Source organism: Pseudomonas sp. DL (assembly GCF_047199225.1).
In the GTDB taxonomy this organism is placed as follows: Bacteria; Pseudomonadota; Gammaproteobacteria; order Pseudomonadales; family Pseudomonadaceae; genus Pseudomonas; species Pseudomonas aeruginosa.
The window spans coordinates 4,181,331-4,202,212 of sequence record NZ_CP178323.1 but is presented as its reverse complement, the minus strand read 5'-3'; the positions used below and the strand labels follow the sequence as shown (position 1 = coordinate 4,202,212).

At 71.0% G+C, this 20,882-nt stretch carries 19 protein-coding genes; 3 read left to right on the top strand and 16 right to left on the bottom strand.

Annotated elements, in window-relative coordinates; all coding sequences use genetic code 11:
• Positions 1-103: 103 nt before the first annotated feature.
• The 10 genes from ACI766_RS19485 to ACI766_RS19440 all read right to left on the bottom strand — a co-directional run bounded on the left by ACI766_RS19485 (position 104) and on the right by ACI766_RS19440 (position 11,105).
• On the bottom strand, positions 104-1,684 hold the full coding sequence (locus tag ACI766_RS19485) for an aldehyde dehydrogenase (NADP(+)) (protein WP_087823841.1): 1,581 nt from the start codon (positions 1,682-1,684) through the stop codon (positions 104-106).
• Between the two features lie 92 nt (positions 1,685-1,776).
• Positions 1,777-2,694: a dihydrodipicolinate synthase family protein gene (locus ACI766_RS19480; protein ID WP_003105052.1), complete on the bottom strand. Its 918-nt coding sequence runs from the start codon at positions 2,692-2,694 to the stop codon at positions 1,777-1,779.
• Positions 2,695-2,844: 150 nt separating this feature from the next.
• Complete coding sequence (locus tag ACI766_RS19475) at positions 2,845-3,879, bottom strand: trans-3-hydroxy-L-proline dehydratase (protein WP_014603149.1); 1,035 nt, start codon at positions 3,877-3,879, stop codon at positions 2,845-2,847.
• A gap of 25 nt (positions 3,880-3,904) precedes the next feature.
• Positions 3,905-4,627, bottom strand: a complete 723-nt coding sequence (locus ACI766_RS19470; protein WP_003082555.1) for an amino acid ABC transporter ATP-binding protein — start codon at positions 4,625-4,627, stop codon at positions 3,905-3,907.
• The gene (locus ACI766_RS19465) at positions 4,624-5,268 is read right to left on the bottom strand and encodes an amino acid ABC transporter permease (RefSeq protein WP_003082557.1); all 645 of its coding nucleotides are present in this window, start codon (positions 5,266-5,268) and stop codon (positions 4,624-4,626) included. The genes ACI766_RS19470 and ACI766_RS19465 overlap by 4 nt, the downstream gene beginning before the upstream one ends.
• A 10-nt stretch (positions 5,269-5,278) precedes the next feature.
• The gene (locus tag ACI766_RS19460; RefSeq protein ID WP_003082559.1) at positions 5,279-5,944 is read right to left on the bottom strand and encodes an amino acid ABC transporter permease; all 666 of its coding nucleotides are present in this window, start codon (positions 5,942-5,944) and stop codon (positions 5,279-5,281) included.
• Positions 5,944-7,686, bottom strand: a complete 1,743-nt coding sequence (locus ACI766_RS19455) for an aconitase family protein (protein ID WP_023087644.1) — start codon at positions 7,684-7,686, stop codon at positions 5,944-5,946. The genes ACI766_RS19460 and ACI766_RS19455 overlap by 1 nt, the downstream gene beginning before the upstream one ends.
• A 58-nt stretch (positions 7,687-7,744) precedes the next feature.
• Positions 7,745-8,566, bottom strand: coding sequence for a transporter substrate-binding domain-containing protein (locus ACI766_RS19450; RefSeq protein ID WP_003082561.1), 822 nt, complete (start codon positions 8,564-8,566; stop codon positions 7,745-7,747).
• A 257-nt stretch (positions 8,567-8,823) separates the two neighbouring features.
• Positions 8,824-9,621, bottom strand: coding sequence for an AraC family transcriptional regulator (locus ACI766_RS19445; protein ID WP_023084471.1), 798 nt, complete (start codon positions 9,619-9,621; stop codon positions 8,824-8,826).
• 41 nt (positions 9,622-9,662) lie between these two features.
• Positions 9,663-11,105 carry an MFS transporter gene (locus ACI766_RS19440; RefSeq protein ID WP_023084470.1) on the bottom strand — a complete coding sequence of 481 codons (1,443 nt, stop codon included), beginning with the start codon at positions 11,103-11,105 and terminating at the stop codon, positions 9,663-9,665.
• Positions 11,106-11,143: 38 nt separating this feature from the next.
• Between ACI766_RS19440 and ACI766_RS19435 the strand changes: the two genes are divergently transcribed.
• Positions 11,144-12,088, top strand: coding sequence for a helix-turn-helix transcriptional regulator (locus ACI766_RS19435; protein WP_003133531.1), 945 nt, complete (start codon positions 11,144-11,146; stop codon positions 12,086-12,088).
• Positions 12,089-12,384: 296 nt separating this feature from the next.
• Here the strand turns inward: ACI766_RS19435 and ACI766_RS19430 are convergent, their stop codons facing one another.
• Positions 12,385-13,251, bottom strand: a complete 867-nt coding sequence (locus tag ACI766_RS19430) for a LysR family transcriptional regulator (RefSeq protein WP_003159852.1) — start codon at positions 13,249-13,251, stop codon at positions 12,385-12,387.
• 99 nt (positions 13,252-13,350) lie between these two features.
• Between ACI766_RS19430 and ACI766_RS19425 the strand changes: the two genes are divergently transcribed.
• Positions 13,351-14,253, top strand: a complete 903-nt coding sequence (locus ACI766_RS19425; RefSeq protein WP_003114958.1) for a DMT family transporter — start codon at positions 13,351-13,353, stop codon at positions 14,251-14,253.
• On the opposite strand, the gene ACI766_RS19420 is transcribed toward ACI766_RS19425, so the two are convergent.
• From ACI766_RS19420 to ACI766_RS19400, 5 genes are all read right to left on the bottom strand, one after another.
• Positions 14,250-15,503, bottom strand: coding sequence for an FAD/NAD(P)-binding oxidoreductase (locus ACI766_RS19420; RefSeq protein WP_009876112.1), 1,254 nt, complete (start codon positions 15,501-15,503; stop codon positions 14,250-14,252). The two genes, ACI766_RS19425 and ACI766_RS19420, sit on opposite strands and share 4 nt — an antisense overlap.
• On the bottom strand, positions 15,500-15,736 hold the full coding sequence (locus tag ACI766_RS19415) for a (2Fe-2S)-binding protein (RefSeq protein ID WP_003114956.1): 237 nt from the start codon (positions 15,734-15,736) through the stop codon (positions 15,500-15,502). Before ACI766_RS19415 ends, ACI766_RS19420 begins: the two co-directional genes overlap by 4 nt.
• Positions 15,733-16,848, bottom strand: a complete 1,116-nt coding sequence (lhpB, locus tag ACI766_RS19410; RefSeq protein ID WP_009876113.1) for a D-hydroxyproline dehydrogenase subunit beta LhpB — start codon at positions 16,846-16,848, stop codon at positions 15,733-15,735. Before lhpB ends, ACI766_RS19415 begins: the two co-directional genes overlap by 4 nt.
• On the bottom strand, positions 16,845-17,789 hold the full coding sequence (locus tag ACI766_RS19405; RefSeq protein ID WP_017148854.1) for a 4-hydroxyproline epimerase: 945 nt from the start codon (positions 17,787-17,789) through the stop codon (positions 16,845-16,847). Before ACI766_RS19405 ends, lhpB begins: the two co-directional genes overlap by 4 nt.
• Before the next feature lie 116 nt (positions 17,790-17,905).
• On the bottom strand, positions 17,906-18,574 hold the full coding sequence (locus ACI766_RS19400) for a GntR family transcriptional regulator (RefSeq protein WP_003086767.1): 669 nt from the start codon (positions 18,572-18,574) through the stop codon (positions 17,906-17,908).
• Between the two features lie 244 nt (positions 18,575-18,818).
• Here ACI766_RS19400 and ACI766_RS19395 point away from each other — a divergent pair, with 244 nt between their 5' ends.
• Positions 18,819-20,858, top strand: coding sequence for an FUSC family protein (locus ACI766_RS19395; protein ID WP_004348771.1), 2,040 nt, complete (start codon positions 18,819-18,821; stop codon positions 20,856-20,858).
• The last annotated feature ends 24 nt before the right edge of the window (positions 20,859-20,882 follow it).

Here is a 20,882-nt window from a genome sequence, read left to right as displayed (position 1 = left end):
GCGCAAGGCGAGGGGCCGACCGGACAGCGTGGCGCAACGAGGACGACTGCGTAGGGCGGATAGCGCCAACGGCGCTATCCGCCATCCAGGCTCCCAGGCGTGCTCAATCCAGCGCCTCGCGCGTGCTCCGGCCATCGACCAGGCGCAGCAGGCCCAGCGGGTTGGCGTTCTTCAGGGCGTCCGGGAGCAGGCTGTCGGGGTAGTCCTGGTAGCACAGCGGGCGCAGGAAACGCTCGATGGCCAGGGTTCCCACCGAGGTGCCGCGAGCGTCGGAGGTGGCCGGGTAGGGGCCGCCGTGGACCATGGCGTCGCACACCTCGACGCCGGTCGGATAGCCGTTGAATAGCAGGCGCCCGGCCTTGCGTTCGAGCAGCGGGACCAGCCCGGCGAACGCCGCGAGGTCGTCCGCTTCGCCGATCACGGTAGCCGACAACTGGCCGTGCAGGTTGTCCAGCGCGCGGGCAAGCTGTTCCTCGTCGGCCGCCTCGACGACCACGGTGGCCGGGCCGAACACCTCTTCCTGGAGCAGTTCGTCGCCTTCCAGCAACAGGCCCACGTCGGCCTTGAACAACTGCGGATGGGCCTGCCGTCCTTCCTGTGGCGCGCCGGCCAGGCGCCGGATGCCGGGATGGCGCTCCAGGCGTTGCAGTCCTTCGACATAGCTGCGCAAGGTACCGGCGTTGAGCATGCTCTGTGCCGGCCTGGCGGCCAGTGCCTCGCCCAGGGCCGCGACGAAGGCGTCGAAGCCGGGGGAGCGCAGGCCAAGCACCAGGCCCGGCTTGGTGCAGAACTGGCCGCAGCCGAGCGTCACCGAGGCGGCCAGCTCCTCCGCCACCTGCCGGCCGCGCCGGCGCAGGGCTTCGGGGAGCACCACCAGCGGATTGATGCTGCTCATCTCGGCGAACACCGGGATCGGCTGCGGCCGCGCCGCTGCCAGGTCGCACAGTGCGCGCCCGCCCTTGAGCGAACCGGTGAAGCCGACCGCGCGGATGGCCGGATGGCGCACCAGCGCCTCGCCGACGCCGCTGCCGTAGACCATGTTGAATACCCCGGCCGGCATGCCGCTGTCGGCCGCCGCCTGGAGGATCGCGTCGGCCACGCATTCGGCTGTGGCCATGTGTCCGCCGTGGGCCTTGACCACCACCGGGCAGCCGGCGGCCAGGGCGGCGGCGCTGTCGCCGCCGGCGGTGGAAAAGGCCAGCGGGAAGTTGCTGGCACCGAACACTGCCACCGGGCCGAGACCGATTCGCCACTGGCGCAGGTCGGGGCGCGGCGGGGTACGCCCGGGTTGTCCACGGTCGATGCGCGCGCCGTGGAAGTCGCCACGCCGCAGGACTTCGGCGAACAGCCGCAACTGGTTGGCGGTACGTGTCCGTTCGCCCTCGATACGTGCGGCGGGCAGCGCGGTCTCGCGACGGACCAGGGCGACGAAGTCGTCGCCCAGGGCGTCGAGGCGCGAGGCGATCGCCTCGAGGAATCCGGCGCGGCGCGTGGCGGACAGTTGCCGGTAGTGTGGATAGGCGCGTTCGGCGGCGCGGGCGGCGGCGTCGACCTCCGCCTCGGTGGCCTGGACGAAGGCGTAGGGCAGCGCTTCGCCGCTGTCGGCGTCGAGGCTGCGCAGGATGAGGTTGCCGGCGGCGCTGCGAGCGCCGCCAACGTAGTTGTGACCGAGGATGCTGGGCATGGGGCCTCCCTGGGGACGGTGGACGGAATGCTCTGCCGCTGGCCCTCGCCGGCCGCTCCCCGGGGAGCGAGGCGGCGAGGGCGGGGCGTCGGCTACAAGCCGACGTCCGGCAGCGCCGGCCGGCTGGCCAGGGCCTTGGCCATGATCCGCTCGACGTGCTCGCGATCGGCGCCGCGCAGGGCCAGGCGCGGTGGACGGGTGAGGGCGCTGCCGCGACCGGCGAGTTGCTCGCAGAGCTTGATGCACTGCACCAGGTCGGGACGGGCGTCGAGATGGAGGATCGGCATCAGCCACTCGTAGATCGGCATCGCCTCGGCGAAGCGCCCGGCCCTGGCCAGGCGGAAGATGGTCTCGCCTTCCTTCGGGAACACGTTGGACATTCCCGAGATCCAGCCCTGGGCACCCACCGCCACGCTTTCCAGGACCACGTCGTCGAGCCCGGCGAAGAGGATGAAGCGCTCGCCCACCTGGTTGCGTACGTCGATGAAGCGGCGGGTGTCGCCGGAGCTGTCCTTGAAGCAGACGATGTTCTCGCAGTCGGCCAGGGAAACCAGGATGTCCGGGGTGACGTCGTTCCGGTAGATCGGCGGGTTGTTGTAGACCATCACCGGCAGGTCGGTGCCGCTGGCCACGCTGCGGAAATGCTCGGCGGTCTCGTGCGGCTTGGAGGAATAGACCAGCGCCGGCATCACCATGATGCCGTCGACGCCGACCCGCTCCACCGCCTTGGCCACCTTCGCCGCGCCGGCGCTGGTGAACTCGGCGATCCCGCAGATCACCGGCACGCGGCCGCCGGAGGCATCCTTGGCGACCTCGGTGACGGCCATCTTCTCCTCGATGGTCAGCGAGGTGTTCTCGCCGACGCTGCCGCATACCACCAGCCCGGACACGCCGTCGCGCACCAGGTTGGAGATGACCGTGTGGGTTTCCTCCAGGTTCACCGAGAAATCGGCGTTGAATTGGGTGGTGACCGCGGGGAATACGCCGCTCCAGTTGACGTGCTTGCTCATGGTTTCTCCTTTTTTCGTATTTCGTATACGAATTCAATCGGACCGCTGCGGTCCGAGTCACAGGGCGACGGCAGCGTTCGCCGTCGTGGGCGATCCGGTACGCGCCGGATCGGTTTCCGCCCGGCCGCTGCCTGCGGTCGGGCGGGGTGGTCAGCAGTGGCCGCCGGGCCAGGTGTCGGACAGCCGATAGCCTTGCGGCCAGGGATCGTCCGGGTCGAGCAGGTACTGGTGGATGCCGGTGATCCAGGCCCGCCCGGACAGGCACGGGAGGATCGCCGAACGGCCGCCGAGTTCGGTCAGCGACTCGATGTGGCAGTGGAATTCCGAACCGATGATGGAGCGCCCGACGAAGCGTTCGCCGACCCGCAGCTGGCCTTTCGCCTGGAGCACCGCCATCCGCGCCGAGCAGCCGGTGCCGCAGGGCGAGCGGTCGATCTTGCCGGGGCGGATGACCACCGCGTTGCTCGCGCCGAGGACACCGTCGCGGCGCTCCGGCGGCGCGGCCAGCTGGCAGAAGGACAGATGGTCCCAGTCCGGGTTGGTCGGGTGGCGGAAGCCCAGTTGTTCGTTGGCCGCGTGGGTGATCTTCAAGCCGGTGGCGACCAGCTCGGCGGCCTCGTCGGCGCGCAGGGCGAAGCCCAGGCGCCGGGCGTCGGCGATGACGAAGCTGTCGCCGCCGTAGGCGGTGTCGACCTGCAGCGAGCCGAGGCCCTCGACTTCGATCCAGGCGTCGAGGCGGTCGGCGAACGACGGCACGTTGCGGATTTCCACCCGCTCGGCCTTGCCGTCGCGGCATTCCGCGCGGGCCTCGATCAGCCCGCCCGGCGCTTCCAGCAGCAGCCGGGTCAGCGGTTCGCGCATCGGCAGGATGCCGCTGTCGAGCAGTACGGTGGCCACGCACAGCGAATTGGAACCAGACATCGGCGGGGTGTCGGCCGGCTCCATGATGATCCAGCCCATCTGCGCGCGCGGGTCCTTGGCCGGCACCAGCAGATTGGCGTGGCGGAACACTCCGCCGCGCGGTTCGTTGAGGACGAAGTTGCGCAGGTCCTGGTCTCTGGCGATCCAGCGCGACTGTTCCCAGAGGGTGGCGCCGGGCGGCGCGGCGACGCCGCCGACGATCACGTCGCCGACCTCGCCTTCGGCATGGCAACTGACGATGTGGACGATCCGCTGCGAACGCATGGCTATCTCCTGTGCGGGGGCGGGCTCAGAGCACCGAGCGGAGGAATTCCACCGTCTCCGGCCGCTGCGGGTTGCCGATCACCTGGTCGGGGGTGCCGATCTCGTGGACCAGGCCATTGCGGAAGAACGCCACCCGGTCGGACACGTCGCGGGCGAAGCGGATCTCGTGGGTGACCAGGACCATGGTCATGCCTTCCTCGGCGAGCAGGCGCATGGTGTCCAGCACCTCGCCGACCAACTGCGGGTCGAGCGCCGAGGTGGCTTCGTCGAACAGCATGTAGTCCGGCGACATCGCCAGCGCCCGGGCGATCGCCATGCGCTGTTGCTGGCCGCCGGAAAGGCGCTGGGGGAAGACCTTGAGCTTGTCGCCGAGACCGACGTGGGTGAGTTGCTTCAGCGCCATCGCCTCGGCTTCGGCGCGGCTCTTGCCGAGCACCTTGCGCGGCGCGAGCATGACGTTTTCCAGCACGGTCAGGTGGGGGAAGGCGTTCCACTGCTGGAAGACGATGCCGATCTTCCGCCGCAGGCGGTTGAGGTCGGTACCGCGGGCATGCACGTCGATGCCGTCGACGCGGATGCTGCCGCGCTGGATCGGCTCCAGGCCGTTGATGCACATCAGCAGGGTCGACTTGCCGGAACCGGAGCCGCCGATGATCGACAGCACCTCGCCCTTGTCCACCCTCAGGTCGACACCCTTGACCACCTCGAACTGGCCGTAGGCCTTGTGCACGTCGCTGATCTCGATCATTGCTGCCATCTCCGTTCCAGCCGGGCGCCGAGTCGCGCGACCACCCAGCTCATGAGGTAATAGACGAGCCCCGCGATGCAGAGCACGAAGAGCGGTTCCTGGATGCGCGTGACGATGGTCTGCGAGGCGCGCAGCAGTTCGACGATGCCGATCCAGAGCACCAGCGAGGTGTCCTTCATCACCGACAGGGTCAGGTTGACCCAACCGGGGAAGGCCACCCGGGCGGCCATCGGCAGGACGATGTGGAACAGGTCCTGGCGATAGCTCAGGCCCAGCGAACGCGCCGCCCGGCGCACGCTCGGCGGTACCGAGAGGACGCCGCCGCGGACCACCTCGGTGCAGTAGGCGGCGGCGTACACGCCGAGCACCAGGCAGGCCACGGCGAAGGCGCTCCAGTCGAGGCCGAGGATGCTCTTGAAGGAATTGAGCAGGACGAACTGGATCAGCAGCGGCACGCTGCGGAATACGTCGAGCAGCGCCGCCAGCGGCAGGCTGGCGCGTGGCAGCAGGGCGCGGAGCAGGCCGAAGACGACACCCAGCAGGGTGCCGATCAGCATCGCCATGGCGGTGATGGCGAGGGTGGTCCAGGCGCCTTGCAGGAGGAACAGCAGGTCGTTGGCGGTGAGGCTGGTGGTGAACACGGCATTCCCCTCAGTAACGGAACAGGCGCCAGCCCAGCAGGCGGGCGGCCAGCACCAGCAGCTTGGCCATGGCGAAGTAGAGGACGGCGGCCAGGGCGAAGTATTCGAAGGTGCGGAAGGTCTTGACGTTGAGTGCCTGGGTGACGCCGGTGAGGTCGTCGGTCAGGCCCACCACCACGCCGAGGGAGGTCATCAGCATGGCCCAGACCAACTGGTTGGTCAGCGGGTAGAACACCACCCGCAGCAGCTGCGGGATCACCACCAGGCGATAGGCCTGCGGAGCGCTCATGCCCAGCGAGCGGGCCGCCCGCAACTGGGTCTCGGGCACCGCCTGGAGGCCGCCGCGGAAGGTCTCGGCGAGGTAGCCGGCGTTGTTGAAGGTGACCCCGGCGAGCAGGGCGAACCAGGAACTGACGTGCAGGCCGAAGGAGCCCAGGCCGAAGTAGAGGATGTAGATCTGGAACAGCGCCGGGGTATTCCGCGCGATGGAGATCCAGGCTCCGGCGGCGGCGCGCAGCGGGCGGTTGCCGCCGAGCCGGGCGAAGGCCAGGAGCAGGGCGATGAGGATGCCGAAGAGCATCGACAGCGCGGTGACCTGGAGCGTCACCAGGCTGCCGGCGAGCATCTCCGGCAGGGCGTTGAACGCCGAGCGCCAGTGGAAGGTGTAGTCGAACATCAGCAGTCCTCGCTCAGCCAGGCGGGCAGCCCGGCGGGGGCCCGTCCGCCGACGGCGGCCTCGACGCAGCCGGCGAGGCCGGCGAAGCGCACCTGGCGGCTGACCAGTCCGGGGGCGTAGTGGGCATACTTGGCGGAGTTGGTCATCAGGGTGCGCGCGCCCGGCGGCACCAGCGGTTCGTCGAGCATGCACCAGCAGGTGTCGGTGACCAGCCGCGCGCCGAACGCCTGCAGCGTCGCCAGGTGCCCGGCCGCTTCGGCCTGGGCGACGACCTGCCGGCTGCTGGTGATCACCAGCGCTACCTCCGGGTGTCTGCGGCGGCCGTGGCAGAGCGCGGCGAGCTGGGCGAATTCGCTGGCGGAGAAGTGCGGGTTGCCCAGCGCCACCAGGTCGATCCGCGTCTCGTCGGCGCTGTCCAGCTCGCGCCAGGCGTCGCGCAGGCGCTCGCGACCGACCCGCAGGGTCCGCCGCGGCGCGCGGCCGCCGAAGGCGCTGGCCAGGTCAGGGGCTTCCGGGGTGACGCCGATGACGTGGAACATCGGCACCGAGGAACTGGTGCCCAGCGCCGCGCCGAAGGCCTTGAGCGCGTCGTGGTCCGGCTGCCGCTGCCGCAGGCCGTCGATCGCCGGGATCTGTCCGTCGCAGAGCAGGCCGCAGAGGTAGCCGAGGGTCGGGTAGAAGGCATCGTCGACGCTGCCGAGGTCTTCCACTTCGATCAGTACCCGCGCCTGGCGCTGCTCGTCGAGGTGGCAGCCGGCCAGCGGCGCGCGACCGGTGAGGGCGCAGCAGATATCCATGAAGTCGGCGTACTTGTTGGTGCGTGCGCCGAGCACGCTGTTGGCGAAGAGCACCGCGTTGGACTCGGCCCAGACGATCTGTTCGCCGGCCCGCGCGCTGTCGTCGAGCAGGTAGGGCGCGCAGGTGAAGCTGGGCTGCGCGCCCATGTCGAGATAAGCCTGGGCCAGGGCCGCGGCCGGCTCGCCGAGGGTGGCGGGTACGCCCTGTTCGCGCCAGCGGCGCTGGTCCACGGAGATGGCGTTGAGGGTGGTCGGTACCCGCACCCGGGCACCGAGGTCGCGCAGGGTCTCGGCGAAGCGCAGGCCGGCCGGGCCGGTGTAGATGCAAGCGTCGATGTGCGCGCGCTGGATCTCGACCAGCCGTTGCGCGCCCTGCAACGCCGCCATGCGCAGGACGATGCGCATCGCCAGGCGCGCGGCTTCGCCGTGTTCGCCGGCGAGCAGGGCCTGGTCGAAGGCGTCCAGTCGCGGGCCGGCATCGGTCGCCAGCGCTTCGGCGGGCCGGGCCTCCAGCGGCGGCGGGGCATCGCGGTGGAGTTCCAGGCGACCGTCGGCCAGGCGCGCCCAGGGATAGGCGGCGAGTTCGTCGAAGCGCTCGCCGAGACAGGCGATGGGTAGCGAGCGGCCGAACAGTTCCTCGGCGACTATCGCGCCGAGGGCGAGGATTTCGTCCGGTTCGCGCAGGAGGATCGCCGCCGGCGCACGTCCGCCGAGGATCAGTTCCAGCAGTACGCTGCTGCCGGTGCAGGAGCCGCGCCCACCGGGAATCGCCAGCAGCCTGCCGTGCAGATGGCGGCCGCTGAGCGGGTGGTGACGGTCGATCACTTCCGCGCTGCGCGGGTCGACGCCGCCCCAGAAGCTCAGGCCGGTCGGTGCGTACAGCAGTTCGCCGGACGCGCTGCCGGCGACCAGGGTACGGGGAACGATGAGGTGTGCGTGCTTCATCGGCGCATCCAGGACGGGGGGAAACGGCGCGGCCCGGCGGCGGACCGCGCCCTCGGCTTCAGCGGTAGACCGCGCTGGTGGTCAGCTCCGGCGCCGTGCCGCCGACCCATTTCTGCGCCAGCTCGGCGTAGCGGCCGGTGCGCACCTGCTGGTTGATGAACAGGTTCAGGTAGTTGAGCAGGCCGTATTCGTTGCGCTTGGCGCCGAGGGCCACGTAGTCGATGTCATAGGGCGCGTCGCCGGCGATCTTCAGGCCCTTGTACTTGCCCGACTTGATCCACGAGGCGGCGACGGTGGAAGAGACGACCGTGGCGTCGATATGCCCCTGGCTGATCGCCAGGGCGGTGTCGGCCTCGGACTGGTAGGCGCGGAAGCTGCCCTTGGCGTCGCCCCAGGCCTTGCTGTCCTTCTCCAGGGCCAGCGCCTCGAAGGTGCCGGCGGTGCCGCCGACCGGGCGGCCCTTGAGGTCCTCGTAGCTGGCGATGCCGGTGTCCTCGCGGGTCAGTACCACCTTGACGAAGGCGAAGTAGGGGATGCTCATGCCGATGGTCTTGGCCCGCTCCAGGGTGTCCGAGGTGGACGCGACGATCACGTCGGCGCGACCCGATACCAGCGCCGGGATGCGGTCGGGAAAGGGCGTCTCGACGATCTCCGCCTTGACGTCCAGGGCCTTCGCCAGGTCGTTGCAGTAATCGACGTCGAAGCCCACCGGGTTGTTCTGCGCATCGCGCGAGCCCATCGGCGGAAAGTCCAGGGTGACGGCGCAGCGCAGCTTGCCGGACTCGATGATGTCGTCGAGCTTGTCGGCCTGGGCGAGACCGGCGAGGGAACAGCCCAGGGCAGCGGTGAGGGCTAGGGCAAGGGTCTTCTTGGTATTCATGGGGGCCTCTGGCGATGCGGTTGAGTGGGAGGGCGGCAAATCCCGTATTTGTGATTTCGTATACGATATTTTAAGTGAGCAATGGCTGTGCCAGAACCTCGTCCGACGCCGATAAAAAACCTTTCGCTGGAGCGCGACCGCTTTGGCTGGCGCGTCGCTGTGCCATGCCGCGCCGGACTGCGCCCCGCTCGGGCGCGGCCGGCGGTGTTACAAAAGGGAGCAGGATTGCTACCGCCGCCCCGTGGCGGGGCGAGGCGTTACGCTTTTCGGGGCTGGCGATGGGTCTCGCGGTACTGGCTCGGCGAGAGTCCGGTGAGCGCCTTGAACTGGCGGCTGAAGGCGCTGTGGTCGGTGTAGCCGCAGCGCAGGGCGATCTCGGTGATCGGCGCGTCGCCGGCGAGCAGTTGCGAGGCGGCGCCGAGCCGCGCCTTGTGGATCATCTGCCGTGGGGTGAGCTGGAAGATGCGCTTGCAGTGACGCTCCAGTTGCGCCACCGAGAGCCCGGCGATGGCGGTGAGATCGGCGAGGCTGAGCGGCTGGTCGTAGTGCTCGCGGATATGCGCGTCCACCGCCGCCAGTCGGCCGTAGGCCGGGTGCGCCGACTGCGCCGCCGGCAGGTCGTGGGAGATGCCGGCCATGCCGATGATCGCCCCGTCGGCATCGCGCAGCGACTGCTTGTGGGTCAGGCACCAGCCCGGCTGACGACCGGGATAGAGGTGCAGCTCCAACTGGTTCTCCAGCGTCGCGCCGCCGCGCAGCACGCGCCGATCCTGCTCGGCATAGAGCGGACCGAGGCTGGAAGGGAAGACCTCGTCGGCGCTGCGGCCGAGCAGTTCGGCCTTGTCTTTCACGCCGCAGCGGCGTGCCAGGGTGCGGTTGACCAGGACGTAGCGGGCGCGCTCGTCCTTGACGAAGAACACCACGCCGGGCATGGCGTCGAGCAGCGCCTCGACCTGGCGCAGGCTGGCCAGCAGGCTGGCGAGGTCGGCGGGGGGCGGGGCGGCGAGCAGGTCGTGCATCGGGGCGAAGGCCTGGCTGGGGGACCGCGCCAGCATACGGGGCGCCGGCGGCCGGGAACAGGGCCCGGCCGCGCGCCTCAGTTGCCCGGCGAGTCGCAGCGCAATGGCACCGTGCGCACGCGGCGCAGGTAGAAGAGGCAGGTGGCGCCGAGCAGCAGCGTCATCAGGACGAACTCCACGGCCAGGGTCGTCTGCGTCGCTTCCAGGTAGTCGCCATGGCGCTCCAGCCTGTGCGCGAACACCGCGCCGAGCAGCGCCGAGCCGAGGCCGAGGGAGGCCTGCTGGACGGTGGCGAGCATGGCGCTGCCGGCGCCGGCCTGGGCGGTCGGCACCTCCGAGAGGCCGATGCGGAAGAAGCTGCTGACGATGAACGCCTGGCCGAAGCCGATCACCAGGGTCGCCGGCGCCAGGTTGAGGATGCCCGGCTGCGGCCAGACCCGTTGCAGGGTCAGCATCAGGCCGAGCAGGCCGCACATCTGGATGACGCAGCCGAGCAGCAGCAGGCGTACCGGGCCGATCCGCGCCGCCACCCGGGTGGTGAGCAGCGCCGAGACGAAGTAGGAGGCGCCGAGGGCGATGAAGGCATTGCCGGCCTGCACCGGCGAGAGACCGGCGCCGGCCTGCAGGGCCAGGGCAAGGGCGAACATGAAGCCGCTCCAGCAGGCGAAGAACAGGATCGCCAGCAACAGGCCGAAGCGGATGCTCGGCAGGCGCAGCAGCGACGGCGGCAGCAACGGCCAGGCCTGGCGGCGTTCCTGGCGCAGCTCGGTGCGCCACAGCCAGGCCAGCAGCGGCACCGCCGCCGCCAGCAGCAGGGCGCAGGGCCAGGACCAGTGCAGCGATGGGCCGAGAGCCAGCGGCAGCAGCAGGCAGAGGATCAGCGCGGCGAGCAGCAGGGTGCCCGGCGCGTCGACGCGGGCGGCATGCTCGGCGCGGGTCTCCGGTACCCAGCGGCGGCTGCAAAGGAGAATGCCGAGGCAGATCGGCAGGTTGATCAGGAACACGCTGCGCCAGCCGAGGCCGCCGATGTCGGCGGAGACCAGGAAGCCGCCGAGCACCTGGCCGACGACGAAGGCCAGGCCGCCGATGGCGCCGTAGGCGGCCAGCGCGCGGGAATGCGCGTGGCCGCTGAGGCTGACATGCAGGGTGGCGAGGATCTGCGGCACGATCAGCGCCGCGCCGACGCCCTGCAGGGCGCGCGCCACCAGCAGCAGCCAGACCGAACCGGCCAGCCCGCAAAGCAACGAGGCGACGGCGAACAGGGCGACGCCGAGATCGAACAGGCGGCGACGGCCGTAGTTGTCGCCAAGCCGGCCGCCCATCGCCAGGCACACGGCGAAGGCCACGCCGTAGACGGCGACGATCAGTTCCAGTTCGGTTTCGCTGGCGCCGAGGGAATGGGCGAGGGCGTCGAGGGCGACGTTGACGATGGAGAAATCGATCATCGGCAACAGTTGCCCCGCCAGCAGGATGCAGAGCCCGGCGAGGCCGAGCCGCGACGACGAGACGGTGCTGGGCATGGGCGGAGTCCTTGTGCGGAAGGGAGTGGGCTGGCAGCATGCGCTTCTGGCTAACCCGGTACCAGTTCTTGCTTATCCTGGTATTGGCGCTACCCGTCTGCCCTCCGGAGGACTTCGCCATGCCCCTCGACGCCCCTGCCAGCCACGCTGCGGAAAGCCCCGCGCAGCCGTCCCGCGCCGAACAGCTGGGGGCCTTCCTGCGCCGCCGGCGGGAAAGCATCGAGCCGCAGCGGGTCGGCATTTCCCGCCTCGGCCGCCGACGCACGCCGGGCCTGCGTCGCGAGGAGGTGGCGCAGCTCGCCGGGGTCGGCGTGACCTGGTACACCTGGCTGGAGCAGGGCCGCGCGGTACGCGCCTCGGAGCAGGTGATCGGAGCCATCGCCCGGGCCCTGCTGTGCAACGAGACGGAAACCCACCACCTGTTCAACCTCGCCGGGCTGGCCGCGCCGACCTCGGCGCGGCGGGTGGTCTGCGAGAAGCCTTCGGCCGCCACCCAGGCCATCCTCGATGCCCTCGACCCGTTGCCGGCCATGGTGCAGAACGCCCGTTTCGACATCCGCGGCTACAACCGCGCCTATTGCCGGCTGGTGGGCATCGACCTGGCGGAGATCCCCGAGGAAGACCGCAACTGCATCTACCTGGCGCTGACCCACGAGCGCTGGCGCTACTGCATGGCCAACCGCGAGGAGGCGTTGCCGCGGATGGTCGGCTTCTTCCGCGCGGCAATGGTCGAGCGCATGGGCGATCCGCTGTGGGAGCGGCAGTTGCAGCGCTGCCTGGAGGTTTCGGCGGAGTTCCGCGAGATCTGGCGGCGCAATGAGGTGATGGGTATCGAAAACCAGCTCAAGCGCTTCCGTCATGCGCGCTGTGGCGAATTCGAACTGCAGCAGACCAACTGGTGGTCGGCGCCGAAGAACGGCGATCGCCTGCTGGTCTTCGTCCCCCTCGACGACCACGCCCGCGACTGCCTGGAGCAACTGTGAGTCGGCGCCCTGTCCCGTAGCCAGCGCCTGCTCGACCTGCTGCAGATTCTGCGGCGGCATCGTTACCCGGTGGCCGGGCATGTGCTCGCCGGCGAACTGGGGATCAGCCTGCGCACGCTCTACCGCGATATCGCCACCCTGCGACAGCAGGGCGCGCACATCGAGGGCGGCGCCGGCGCCAGGCGTTGCTGCGCGAGTGGCGTGAACGGGAAAGCATCGCCGCGCAGTGAGCGACTGCTGCCGGAGACTGACAGACGGCCACCGCCTGCGGGTCTAGCGCCCGGCGCTGTAGCGGCTCAGAGCCGGAACTCCTCGGCGATCAGTTCGCCGAGGCGCTCCAGCGCCGGCGGCCGCTCTCCCGGGGCGAAGGCCAGGCGAATGCGGTGGGCGGGCAGTTCGGCGAAGCCCTCCGCCGGCCCCAGCACGCGCATCGTCGGGCCGACCCGCGCACGGTCGATCACGCCGATCGCCAGGCCGCCTTCGATGGCCGCTTCCAGCGCCGCCGCGCCTGGACTGCTGACCACCGTGCGCCAGCGCCGGCCCGTCGCGCCGAGGGCTTCCAGCAGCGCCTGCCGATAGGGACAACCCTGGCCGTGCAGGGCCAGCGGCAGCGGGCGTTGCGGATCGATCCGCAGGCCGTGGCCGGCAACCCACACCGGCTGGGTGCCGCCGATCTCGCGGGAGTGCCCGTCGTACGGGGGGTCGTCTTGCGCTTGCACCAGCAGGGCGAGGTCCAGCTGGCCGCGCCGCAGGCGTCCGGCCAGCCTGCCGCTGGCGTCGGTGAGCACCTCCAGCTCCAGCGCCGGCAGTTCCGCGCTGAGGCGCGGCAGGAGACGGCCGAGCAGCTTGCCGGCGTATTCCTCGGAAATGCCGAAGCGCACCCGCAGCGGCTCTTCCCGTCTGCGCAACCCGGCGAGCACGCGGTCGTGGGTCTCCAGCAGCTCTGCAGTCTGGCGCTGGAACCGCTGCCCCAGCGGGGTCAGCCGCACCGACTGGTTGTCGCGCTCGAACAGCCGGCCGCCGGCCAGTTCCTCCAGGCGCCGGACGTGGGTGCTCACCGCCGAGGGGCTGCGGTTGAGGTGGCTGGCCGCGGCGAGAAAGCGGCCGAAGCGCAGGATGGCATGGAAGGTACGCAGCAGCTCGATATCCAGGTTGGCGCTCATGGTTCCGATTTCCTGCATGACTGGTGCAGATAGTTTCGTTTGATAGTAGCGGCGGAGGCCGCCTAGCCTCGACTCGAACCTGACCGACGGAGGCGAGCGATGCGCGCGACCACCTGCACCCCGCGAGCGATGCCCGGGGCGACCCGCCTGCTGGCCGTGCAACTGGGCATGGTACTGGCCTGGAGTTCCGGCTTCGTCGGCTACCGCTATGCCATGGAACAGGCGCCGGTGTTCCTCACCAGCTTCTGGCGCTTCGCCGTTTGCCTGGCGCTGCTGCTGCCCTTCGCCTGGGCCGGGCTGCGCCGGTTGTCGGCGCGCCAGTGGCGGCGCCAGGCGCTGATCGGGGCGTTGGCCTACGCGGGCTACATCGCGCCGATCGCCAAGGCCATCGAACTCGGCGTCTCGCCGGGCGTGGCGGCGCTGATGGCCGACCTGTTGCCGCTGCTGGTGGCCTTGCTGGCGCTGGTCCTGCCGGGGCAGCGAACGCGGCCGGGGCAGTGGCCGGGGATCGCCCTGGGCGTCGCCGGGGTGCTCTGGGCCGGGCATGCGGCGCTGGCGCTGGGGCGGGCGCCGGGCTGGGCCTACGGCCTGCCGCTGCTGGGCATGCTGGCGCTGGCCCTGGCCACCCTGTTGCAGAAGCGCTGGGACGATGCGCCGGGATCGCTGGCCGTGGTGCTGTTCGTGCAGATCGGCGCCGCGCTGCCGGCGTTCGCCGGCCTGGCGCTGGCGGAGGGTAGCCTGCGGCCGCCGCTGTCCGGCGGATTCCTGTTCGGGCTCGCCTGGCTGGTGCTGCTGCCCACCTTCGGCGGCTACGGCCTGTACTGGCTGGGCCTGCGCCATCTTTCCGCACAGGGTGGCAGCGCGGCGCTGTACCTGAGCCCGGCGCTGACCCTGCTATGGGCGCACTGGATGTTCGCCGAGCCGCTGACACCCATGCTGCTGGGTGGCCTGCTGCTGTCGCTGGCCGGCCTCGGCTGGCTGTATCGCGCCGAGCGTCGCTAGCCGGCGTCGCCCTGCCAGCAGGCCAGGGTCTCCAGGCGCGCCGGGCTGAACGGCGGACGCGGCGCCGGAGGCGTCCAGCCGAACAGGAATTGCGCGGCGCTGCCGCATATCCGCCCCTGGCAGGCGCCCATGCCGCAACGGCTGTGCAGCTTGGCCTCGGTCCAGCCGGCATGCCCGGCCAGCGCGGCCAAGGGGACGTCTTCGCAACGGCAGACCAGGGTATCCGCCTCCGCCAGTTGACGCAGTTCGGCACGCAGGGCGAAGTGTCGCGCCAGGGTGTCGGCGAAGCCCTGCCAGCGTCGCCGTCGTGGCCACAGGCGGCGAGCCGCGTCGCGCTCGTCGACGGCGGCATGGCCGGCGATGGTGCCTTCCACCAGGGCCAGTTCGCTGCCGCCGAAGCCGGTGCATTCGCCGGCGGCGTAGTGGTCGGGCAGGCTGCCGGCCTGCCATTCGTCGACGGCGAGCGCCGGGCCGTCGAGGCGATAGCCGAGGGCCTGGCCGAGTTGCACGTTGGGCACCAGGCCGAAGCCGCAGGCCAGGCGTTCGCAGGCGATCTCGCGGACCCGACCGCCTTCGCGCAGGCGCACGGCTTCCAGGCGCTCCTCGCCGAGGGCGGCGAGCACGTAGCTGTCGGCGCGGTAGCTACGGGCGAACAGGCCGGCGGCCTGCCACAGCTTGCCGGGCCAGCGCGGGAGGCGTACGGCGAAGGCGGCCAGGGTTCTCGCCGGCGCCTGTTCGGCGACGCGCAGCAGGCGCGCCCCGCACTGGCTGGCGCTGGCGGCGCTAGCCAGCAGCAGCGGGCCGGAGCCGGCCACCACCAGGCGCTGGCCGGCCAGTGGCAGGCCGCCCTTGGCCAACGCCTGCAGGCCGCCGGCGCCGGTGACGCCGGGGAGGGTCCAGCCGGGAAAAGGCAGCAGCAGTTCGCGGGCGCCGGTGCAGAGGACCAGGCGTCGGTAGCCGACCTGCCAGCCACGTTGCGGGTCTTCCAGCAACAGGCGCCTGCCGGGACCGCAGGCGACCACCCGGGTCGCCGGGAAGTGCTCGACATTGGCCTGCCCGGCCAGGCGTTGACGCATCTGATGGGCACGCGGCGGCAGGCTGGCACGCGGGCCGTCGCGCCAGATCTGTCCGCCGGCGGCCGGGTTGTCGTCGACCAGGGCGATGCGCGCGCCGCTCGGCGCGGCGGCCAGCGCTGCGGCCAGGCCGGCGGGGCCGGCACCGACGATCAGCAGGTCGTAGTCGGCGCTCATGCCTGGGTCTCCACGCGCATGCCGGATTGGCAGACGGTCTGGCAGGCCAGGCGTCGCCGACCGTCGATCAATACCCGGCATTCCTGGCACGCGCCCATGCCGCAGAACGGCGCGCGCCGCCCGCCGCCGACCGCGCTGCGGGAGCAGCCGTCGCCGCCGAGGGCGAGGGCGGCCGCCACGCTGGTGCCGACGGCGACCCGCAGCGGACGCCGGTCGATGAACAGTTCGATCATGGCCGGGCACTCCCGGAGCTGGAGAGGAAGCGTTGCGGCAGATAAGGCGTGGCATCCAGCGGCGGCGTTTCGCCGAGCAACTGGGCGGCGAGCAGGCGCGCGCTGCCCGGCGCGGTGGTCACGCCCAGGCCCTCGTGGCCGACCGCCAGCCACAGGCCCGGCTGCGCCGGGTGCTCGCCAAGCAGCGGCAGGCCGTCCGGAGTGGCGGCGCGGAAGCCGGTCCAGGCGCGGATCGCATTGAGGCCGGCGAGCCCCGGCAGGTAGTCCAGGGCACGCCGCAGCATGCGCGCCAGCACCGGGCCTTCCACCTGCGGGTCGAGCGTGTCGAACTGCCGCGAGGAGCCGAGGAAGACCTGCCCGGTGGGGCGCGGCTGGGCGTTGAAGGCTACCGAGGTACCGCTGCTGGCGTGGGCGCTGCTGACATAGCCGAGTTCCACCAGTTGATGGCGGAGGGTGCCGGGATAGCGGTCGGTGATCAGCAGGTGGCCTTTCTTCGGGCGGATCGGCAGCTCCGCGCACAGCTCGCCGGCATGGATGCCGTTGGCCAGCACCAGCGCCTCGGCGCTCAGCCAGCGGCCGTCGGCCAGGCGCAGGCGGCTGCCGTCCACTTCGCTGACTTCGGCGTACAGCCGTCGCAGGCGCGGCCCGGCCTGGTCGAGCAGCCAGCGCGCGGCGTTGGGCGCGTAGAGGATGCCGTCGCCGGACACCTCCAGGGCGCCGGCCAGGCCCGGCCGCAGGGCCGGTTCGAGGGCGTACAGGCGCGCGGCGCCAAGCATCCGGCAGGCAACGCCGGCGGCTTGCAGCGCCTGGCGCTTGCGTTCGGCCTCGGCGAGTTCGCTGGCGTCGGCGGCCAGCCAGAGGGTGCCGCAATTGCGGTACGCGCAGTCTTCCGGCAGATCCGCCGCCCAGGCGCGCCAGGCCTGGATCGAGTAGTCGCTGAGGGCCAGTTCGGCCGGGTTGTCGTCCATCGCCACCAGATGGCCCATGCCCACCGCGGTGGCACCGCCGCGGCGGCTGTCCAGCACCAGTACGTCGAGGCCGCGACGCGCCAGTTCATGGGCGCAGGCGCTGCCGACGATGCCGGCGCCGACCACGATGACCTCGGCGTTCACCGGCGGATGCCCCAGGCGAACGGATCGTCGTCCGCCAGCAGCAGGGCGGCTTCCGCGCTGACGTGGGCGCGGCCGCGGATGGTCGGCACGATGCGCCCGCCGGGCTGGCCGTCGAGCCATTCGTAACGCCCCTCGAACTGGCTGCCGATCACGCTCGCCTGGCGCCAGGGCTGGCCGGGCAGCAGCTTGCCGTCGGCGGCCAGGCAGGCCAGCTTGGCGCTGGTGCCGGTGCCGCAGGGCGAGCGGTCGTAGGCCTTGCCGGGACAGAGCACGAAGTTGCGGCTGTCGGCGTGGGGATCGTCGGCGAACAGTTCGATGTGATCGATGGCGCCGCCGTCCTCGCCGCGGATGCCCTGGTCTTCCAGCGCCTGCTGGACGGCGACGGTGTAGGCGGTGAGGGCGTCGAGGTTGTCGCCGGCGATGCGCTGGCCGTGTCCGGCGACCAGGAAGAACCAGTTGCCGCCCCAGGCGATGTCGCCGCTGACCCGGCCGATGCCGGGCACTTCGACGCTGACCTGGCGACGGTAGCGGTAGGCCGGCACGTTGCGCACGCTGACCGAGCCGTCCTCGTGGAGGGTCGCCTCGACCTCGCCGACCGGCGTCTCGATGCGGTGCACGCCGGGACCGATCCGCCCGAGGTGTGCCAGCGAGGCGACCAGGCCGATGGTGCCGTGGCCGCACATGCCGAGGTAGCCACTGTTGTTGAAGAAGATCACTCCGGCACAGGCTTCGGGATCGACCGGTGCGCACAGCAGGGCGCCGACCAGTACGTCGCTGCCGCGCGGTTCGAGGATGCAGGCGGCGCGCCAGGCGTCGTGGCGCTCGCCGAGCAGGCGCCGGCGCTCGGCCATGTCGCCCTGGCCGAGATCGGGAAAGCCGCCGATGACCAGGCGGGTGGGCTCGCCGCCGGTATGCGAATCGATGATGCGGATGCGTTGCATGGTGGCCCTCGCCTGTGCTGGGGTATGCGCCACAGGGTGGCGTTTCGGCGGGACGGGGCGCTTGAGGGTTTTCGCTCAGGCGGATGACGAAAGCGGCATAGCCTGGATGGCCCGGCTCAGGTGCTGGCCGGGCGGTTCGGCAGGTGTTCGTAGAGGGTCCGGCAGACCCCGACGATATGTGCCTCGATCAGTGCCGCGGCCCGTTCGGCATCGCCGGCGCGACAGGCGGCGACGATCTCGCGGTGTTCCTGGTCGGCGCGCTGCTTGCCTTCGGACAGGCTCATCTGCATGCGCAGGTAGCGTTCCAGCTTGTCGTGGATGGAGCGGATCAGGTTGACCAGGAACGGCCGCTGCGCCGGTTCGTAGAGGCAGGCGTGCAGTTGCCAGTTGAGTTCGGCCCAGCGGCCGACGTTGTCTTCGCCGACGAAGTCGGCGCAGATCGCCTCGGCACGGGCGAAGGTGGTCTCGTCCATGTTCGGCACCGCCAGGCGGATCGCCTGCGCCTCGAGCAGCACCCGCACTTCGAACATCTGCGCCAGTTCCGGTTCGGAAATACGCGTCACCACCGCGCCCTTGTTGCGCTGGAACAGCACCAGGCCTTCCGCCTCCAGGCGCTTGAGGGCCTCGCGGACGGGAATCTTGCTGACATTGAAGAGTTGCGCGATGTCGTCCTGGCGGATCGGTTCGTCCTCGGCGAAATGCCCGGCGATGATCGCTTCGCGCAGGTGCTTGGCGATGATCTCGGAGGCCGAAGGGGCGATGCCCAGGTTAGGGGCGTTGAGCATGGAGAGAGGCAAGCGGGACAACCTGCATGGCGTTGGGAACGTGCGGGATATTGTATACGAACGCTTGGCGCGTGCCGCTGCCGGTTGGCGCCTTCTGCGCAGGCGTGTTGGTCGGCTCCAGTGGGCCTCCGTGGCGCATGTTTCGCAGGGCGAAACGCTCTTCCGGAAAGTTCGCGGGGAGGCTGGACAATAGAAAATTAGCTTGCTAATAATTCGCTCGCTCATGTATTTCGGGGCGTCCGCGATGGCCAAGCCTTCCTTCTTTTCCTCCGACCTGGTGCAGGTGCTGCTGTGCCCGCGTCTGCACGAACTGCAGTTCGCCGTGAAGGCCCTGCTGGCCGGCGGGTTGGCCCTGTACCTGGCCTTCGGCCTGGAGCTGGAGCAGCCGCAATGGGCATTGATGACCGTGTTCGTGGTCAGCCAGCCCTATAGCGGCATGGTCCTGGCCAAGGGCATGTTCCGCCTGATCGGCACCTGCGCCGGTGCGCTGGTGTCCATCGGCATGGTCGCGCTCTATGGCCAGGCATCGCTGCCCTTCCTCCTGCTGATGGCCCTCTGGCTGGCGTTCTGCACCGCCGGCGCGTCGCTGCTGCACAATCATGCGTCCTACGGTTTCGTCCTGGCCGGCTACACCGCGGCCATCGTCGCCCTGCCGGCCAGCGCCGATCCGGCGACGGTGTTCGACCAGGCGGTGGCCCGCTGCTCGGAGATCGGCCTGGGCATCCTCTGCGCGGCGCTGGTGAATGTGCTGCTCTGGCCGCGGCGCCTGGAACGCCAGTTGGCGAACCAGGGCAAGGCGGCCTGGGAGGCCGGCTTGCAGGCGGCCGCGGCGGAGCTGCGCGGCGCCGACGAACGCGGCGAGCTGCTCGCGGCGCTGGGGCGGATCGCCGCGGCGGACGCCCAGCGCGACCACGCCTGGTTCGAGGGCGCGCTCGGCCGCGCCCGTTCCCAGGCCTTGCGCGTGCTAGGCCTCGACCTGCTCGGCCTGCTGCGCGCGGCGCGCAAGGTGGCTCGCGAGCGGAGGCTGCTCGATCCGGCCAGCGCGCACGCCTTGCAGCCCTGGCTGGAAGAACTCGAGGCACTGTTGCGCGAGGGCCGCCAGGCCGAGTTCGAGGCCTGCCGGCAGCGCTTGCGCCTGGCGCTGGACGCGGCGCATGGACAGTTGCACCTGTGCCTGGTCTGCCTCGAACGCCTGCTCGGCGAGGCGAGGGCGGCCGGGCGCAGCGTCGAGGCGCTGGTCTATGGCGCGCCCACCCGCCAGGCGCCGGGCGCCATCGCCTGGCACCGGGATATCGAGCGCGGCGTGCTGTTCGGCCTGCGCAGCGCCCTGGCGTTCCTCTGCGTGGCCGCGTTCTGGCTGGCCAGCGCCTGGCCGAGCGGGTTGGGCGCGGTGTCGATCACCGGGGTGGTGCTGAGTCTCTTCGCCAGCCGCGACAACCCGGCCCAGGCCGGCCTGAACTTCCTTCGCGGGATCCTCCTGTCGATCCCGCTGGCCGGCTTCGTCGCACTGTTCTACCTGCCCGGCGTGGACGGCTTCCCGCTGCTCTGCCTGGGCCTGGGCGTACCGCTGTTCTTCGCCGCGCTGTGCGTGAACCGGGCGAGCCTGGCCGGGATCGCCTCGCCGTTCTGCATCTTCTTCGTGAAGAACGTCGCGCCGAGCAACAGCATGAGCTACGACCTCGCGCACTTCCTCAACAACGCCCTGTCGACGGTGCTCGGGGTGGCCTTCGCCGTGCTGGTGTTCAACCTGGTCAGCCTGCGGCCGGGCGAACGCCATTACCGGCGCATGCTGCAGGCCACCCTCGGCGACCTGGCGCGGCTCACCCTGCGCTCGCCGGCGCAGGCCGAGGCCTGGTTCGGCGGGCGCACCGCGGATCGCCTGATCCGCCTGGCGCAGCGCTACGACCGTTTGCCGGAGGGGCGCCGCCAGCCCTGGTCGGACGGCCTGATGGGACTCGACTTCGGCGACGAGCTGCTCTACCTGCGGCAGTGCCTGGAGGAGGTCCCGGCGTCCCTGGCGCAGGCCCGCGACCGCTACCTGCGGCGCCTGCGCCTGGCGCTGCTGGGCGATGGCCCGCGGGCTGAGCGTGAACACGCCCTCGACCCGCCGACCGCGCGCCTGCTCAAGGCCCTGGCCGCCAGCCCGCTGGCCGGCAGCGAACGCGGCGAGCTGGCCGGCGCCGCGCTGGTGCAGTTGCAGGCCACCTGGCGGCAGTGGTGCCGCAGCCATGCTCCGGCCGGGACGGCGCTGCGCGCGGACCCGCTCCCCGGAGCCGGGCGCTAGTTCTGCGGTGGCCGCCCACATTGA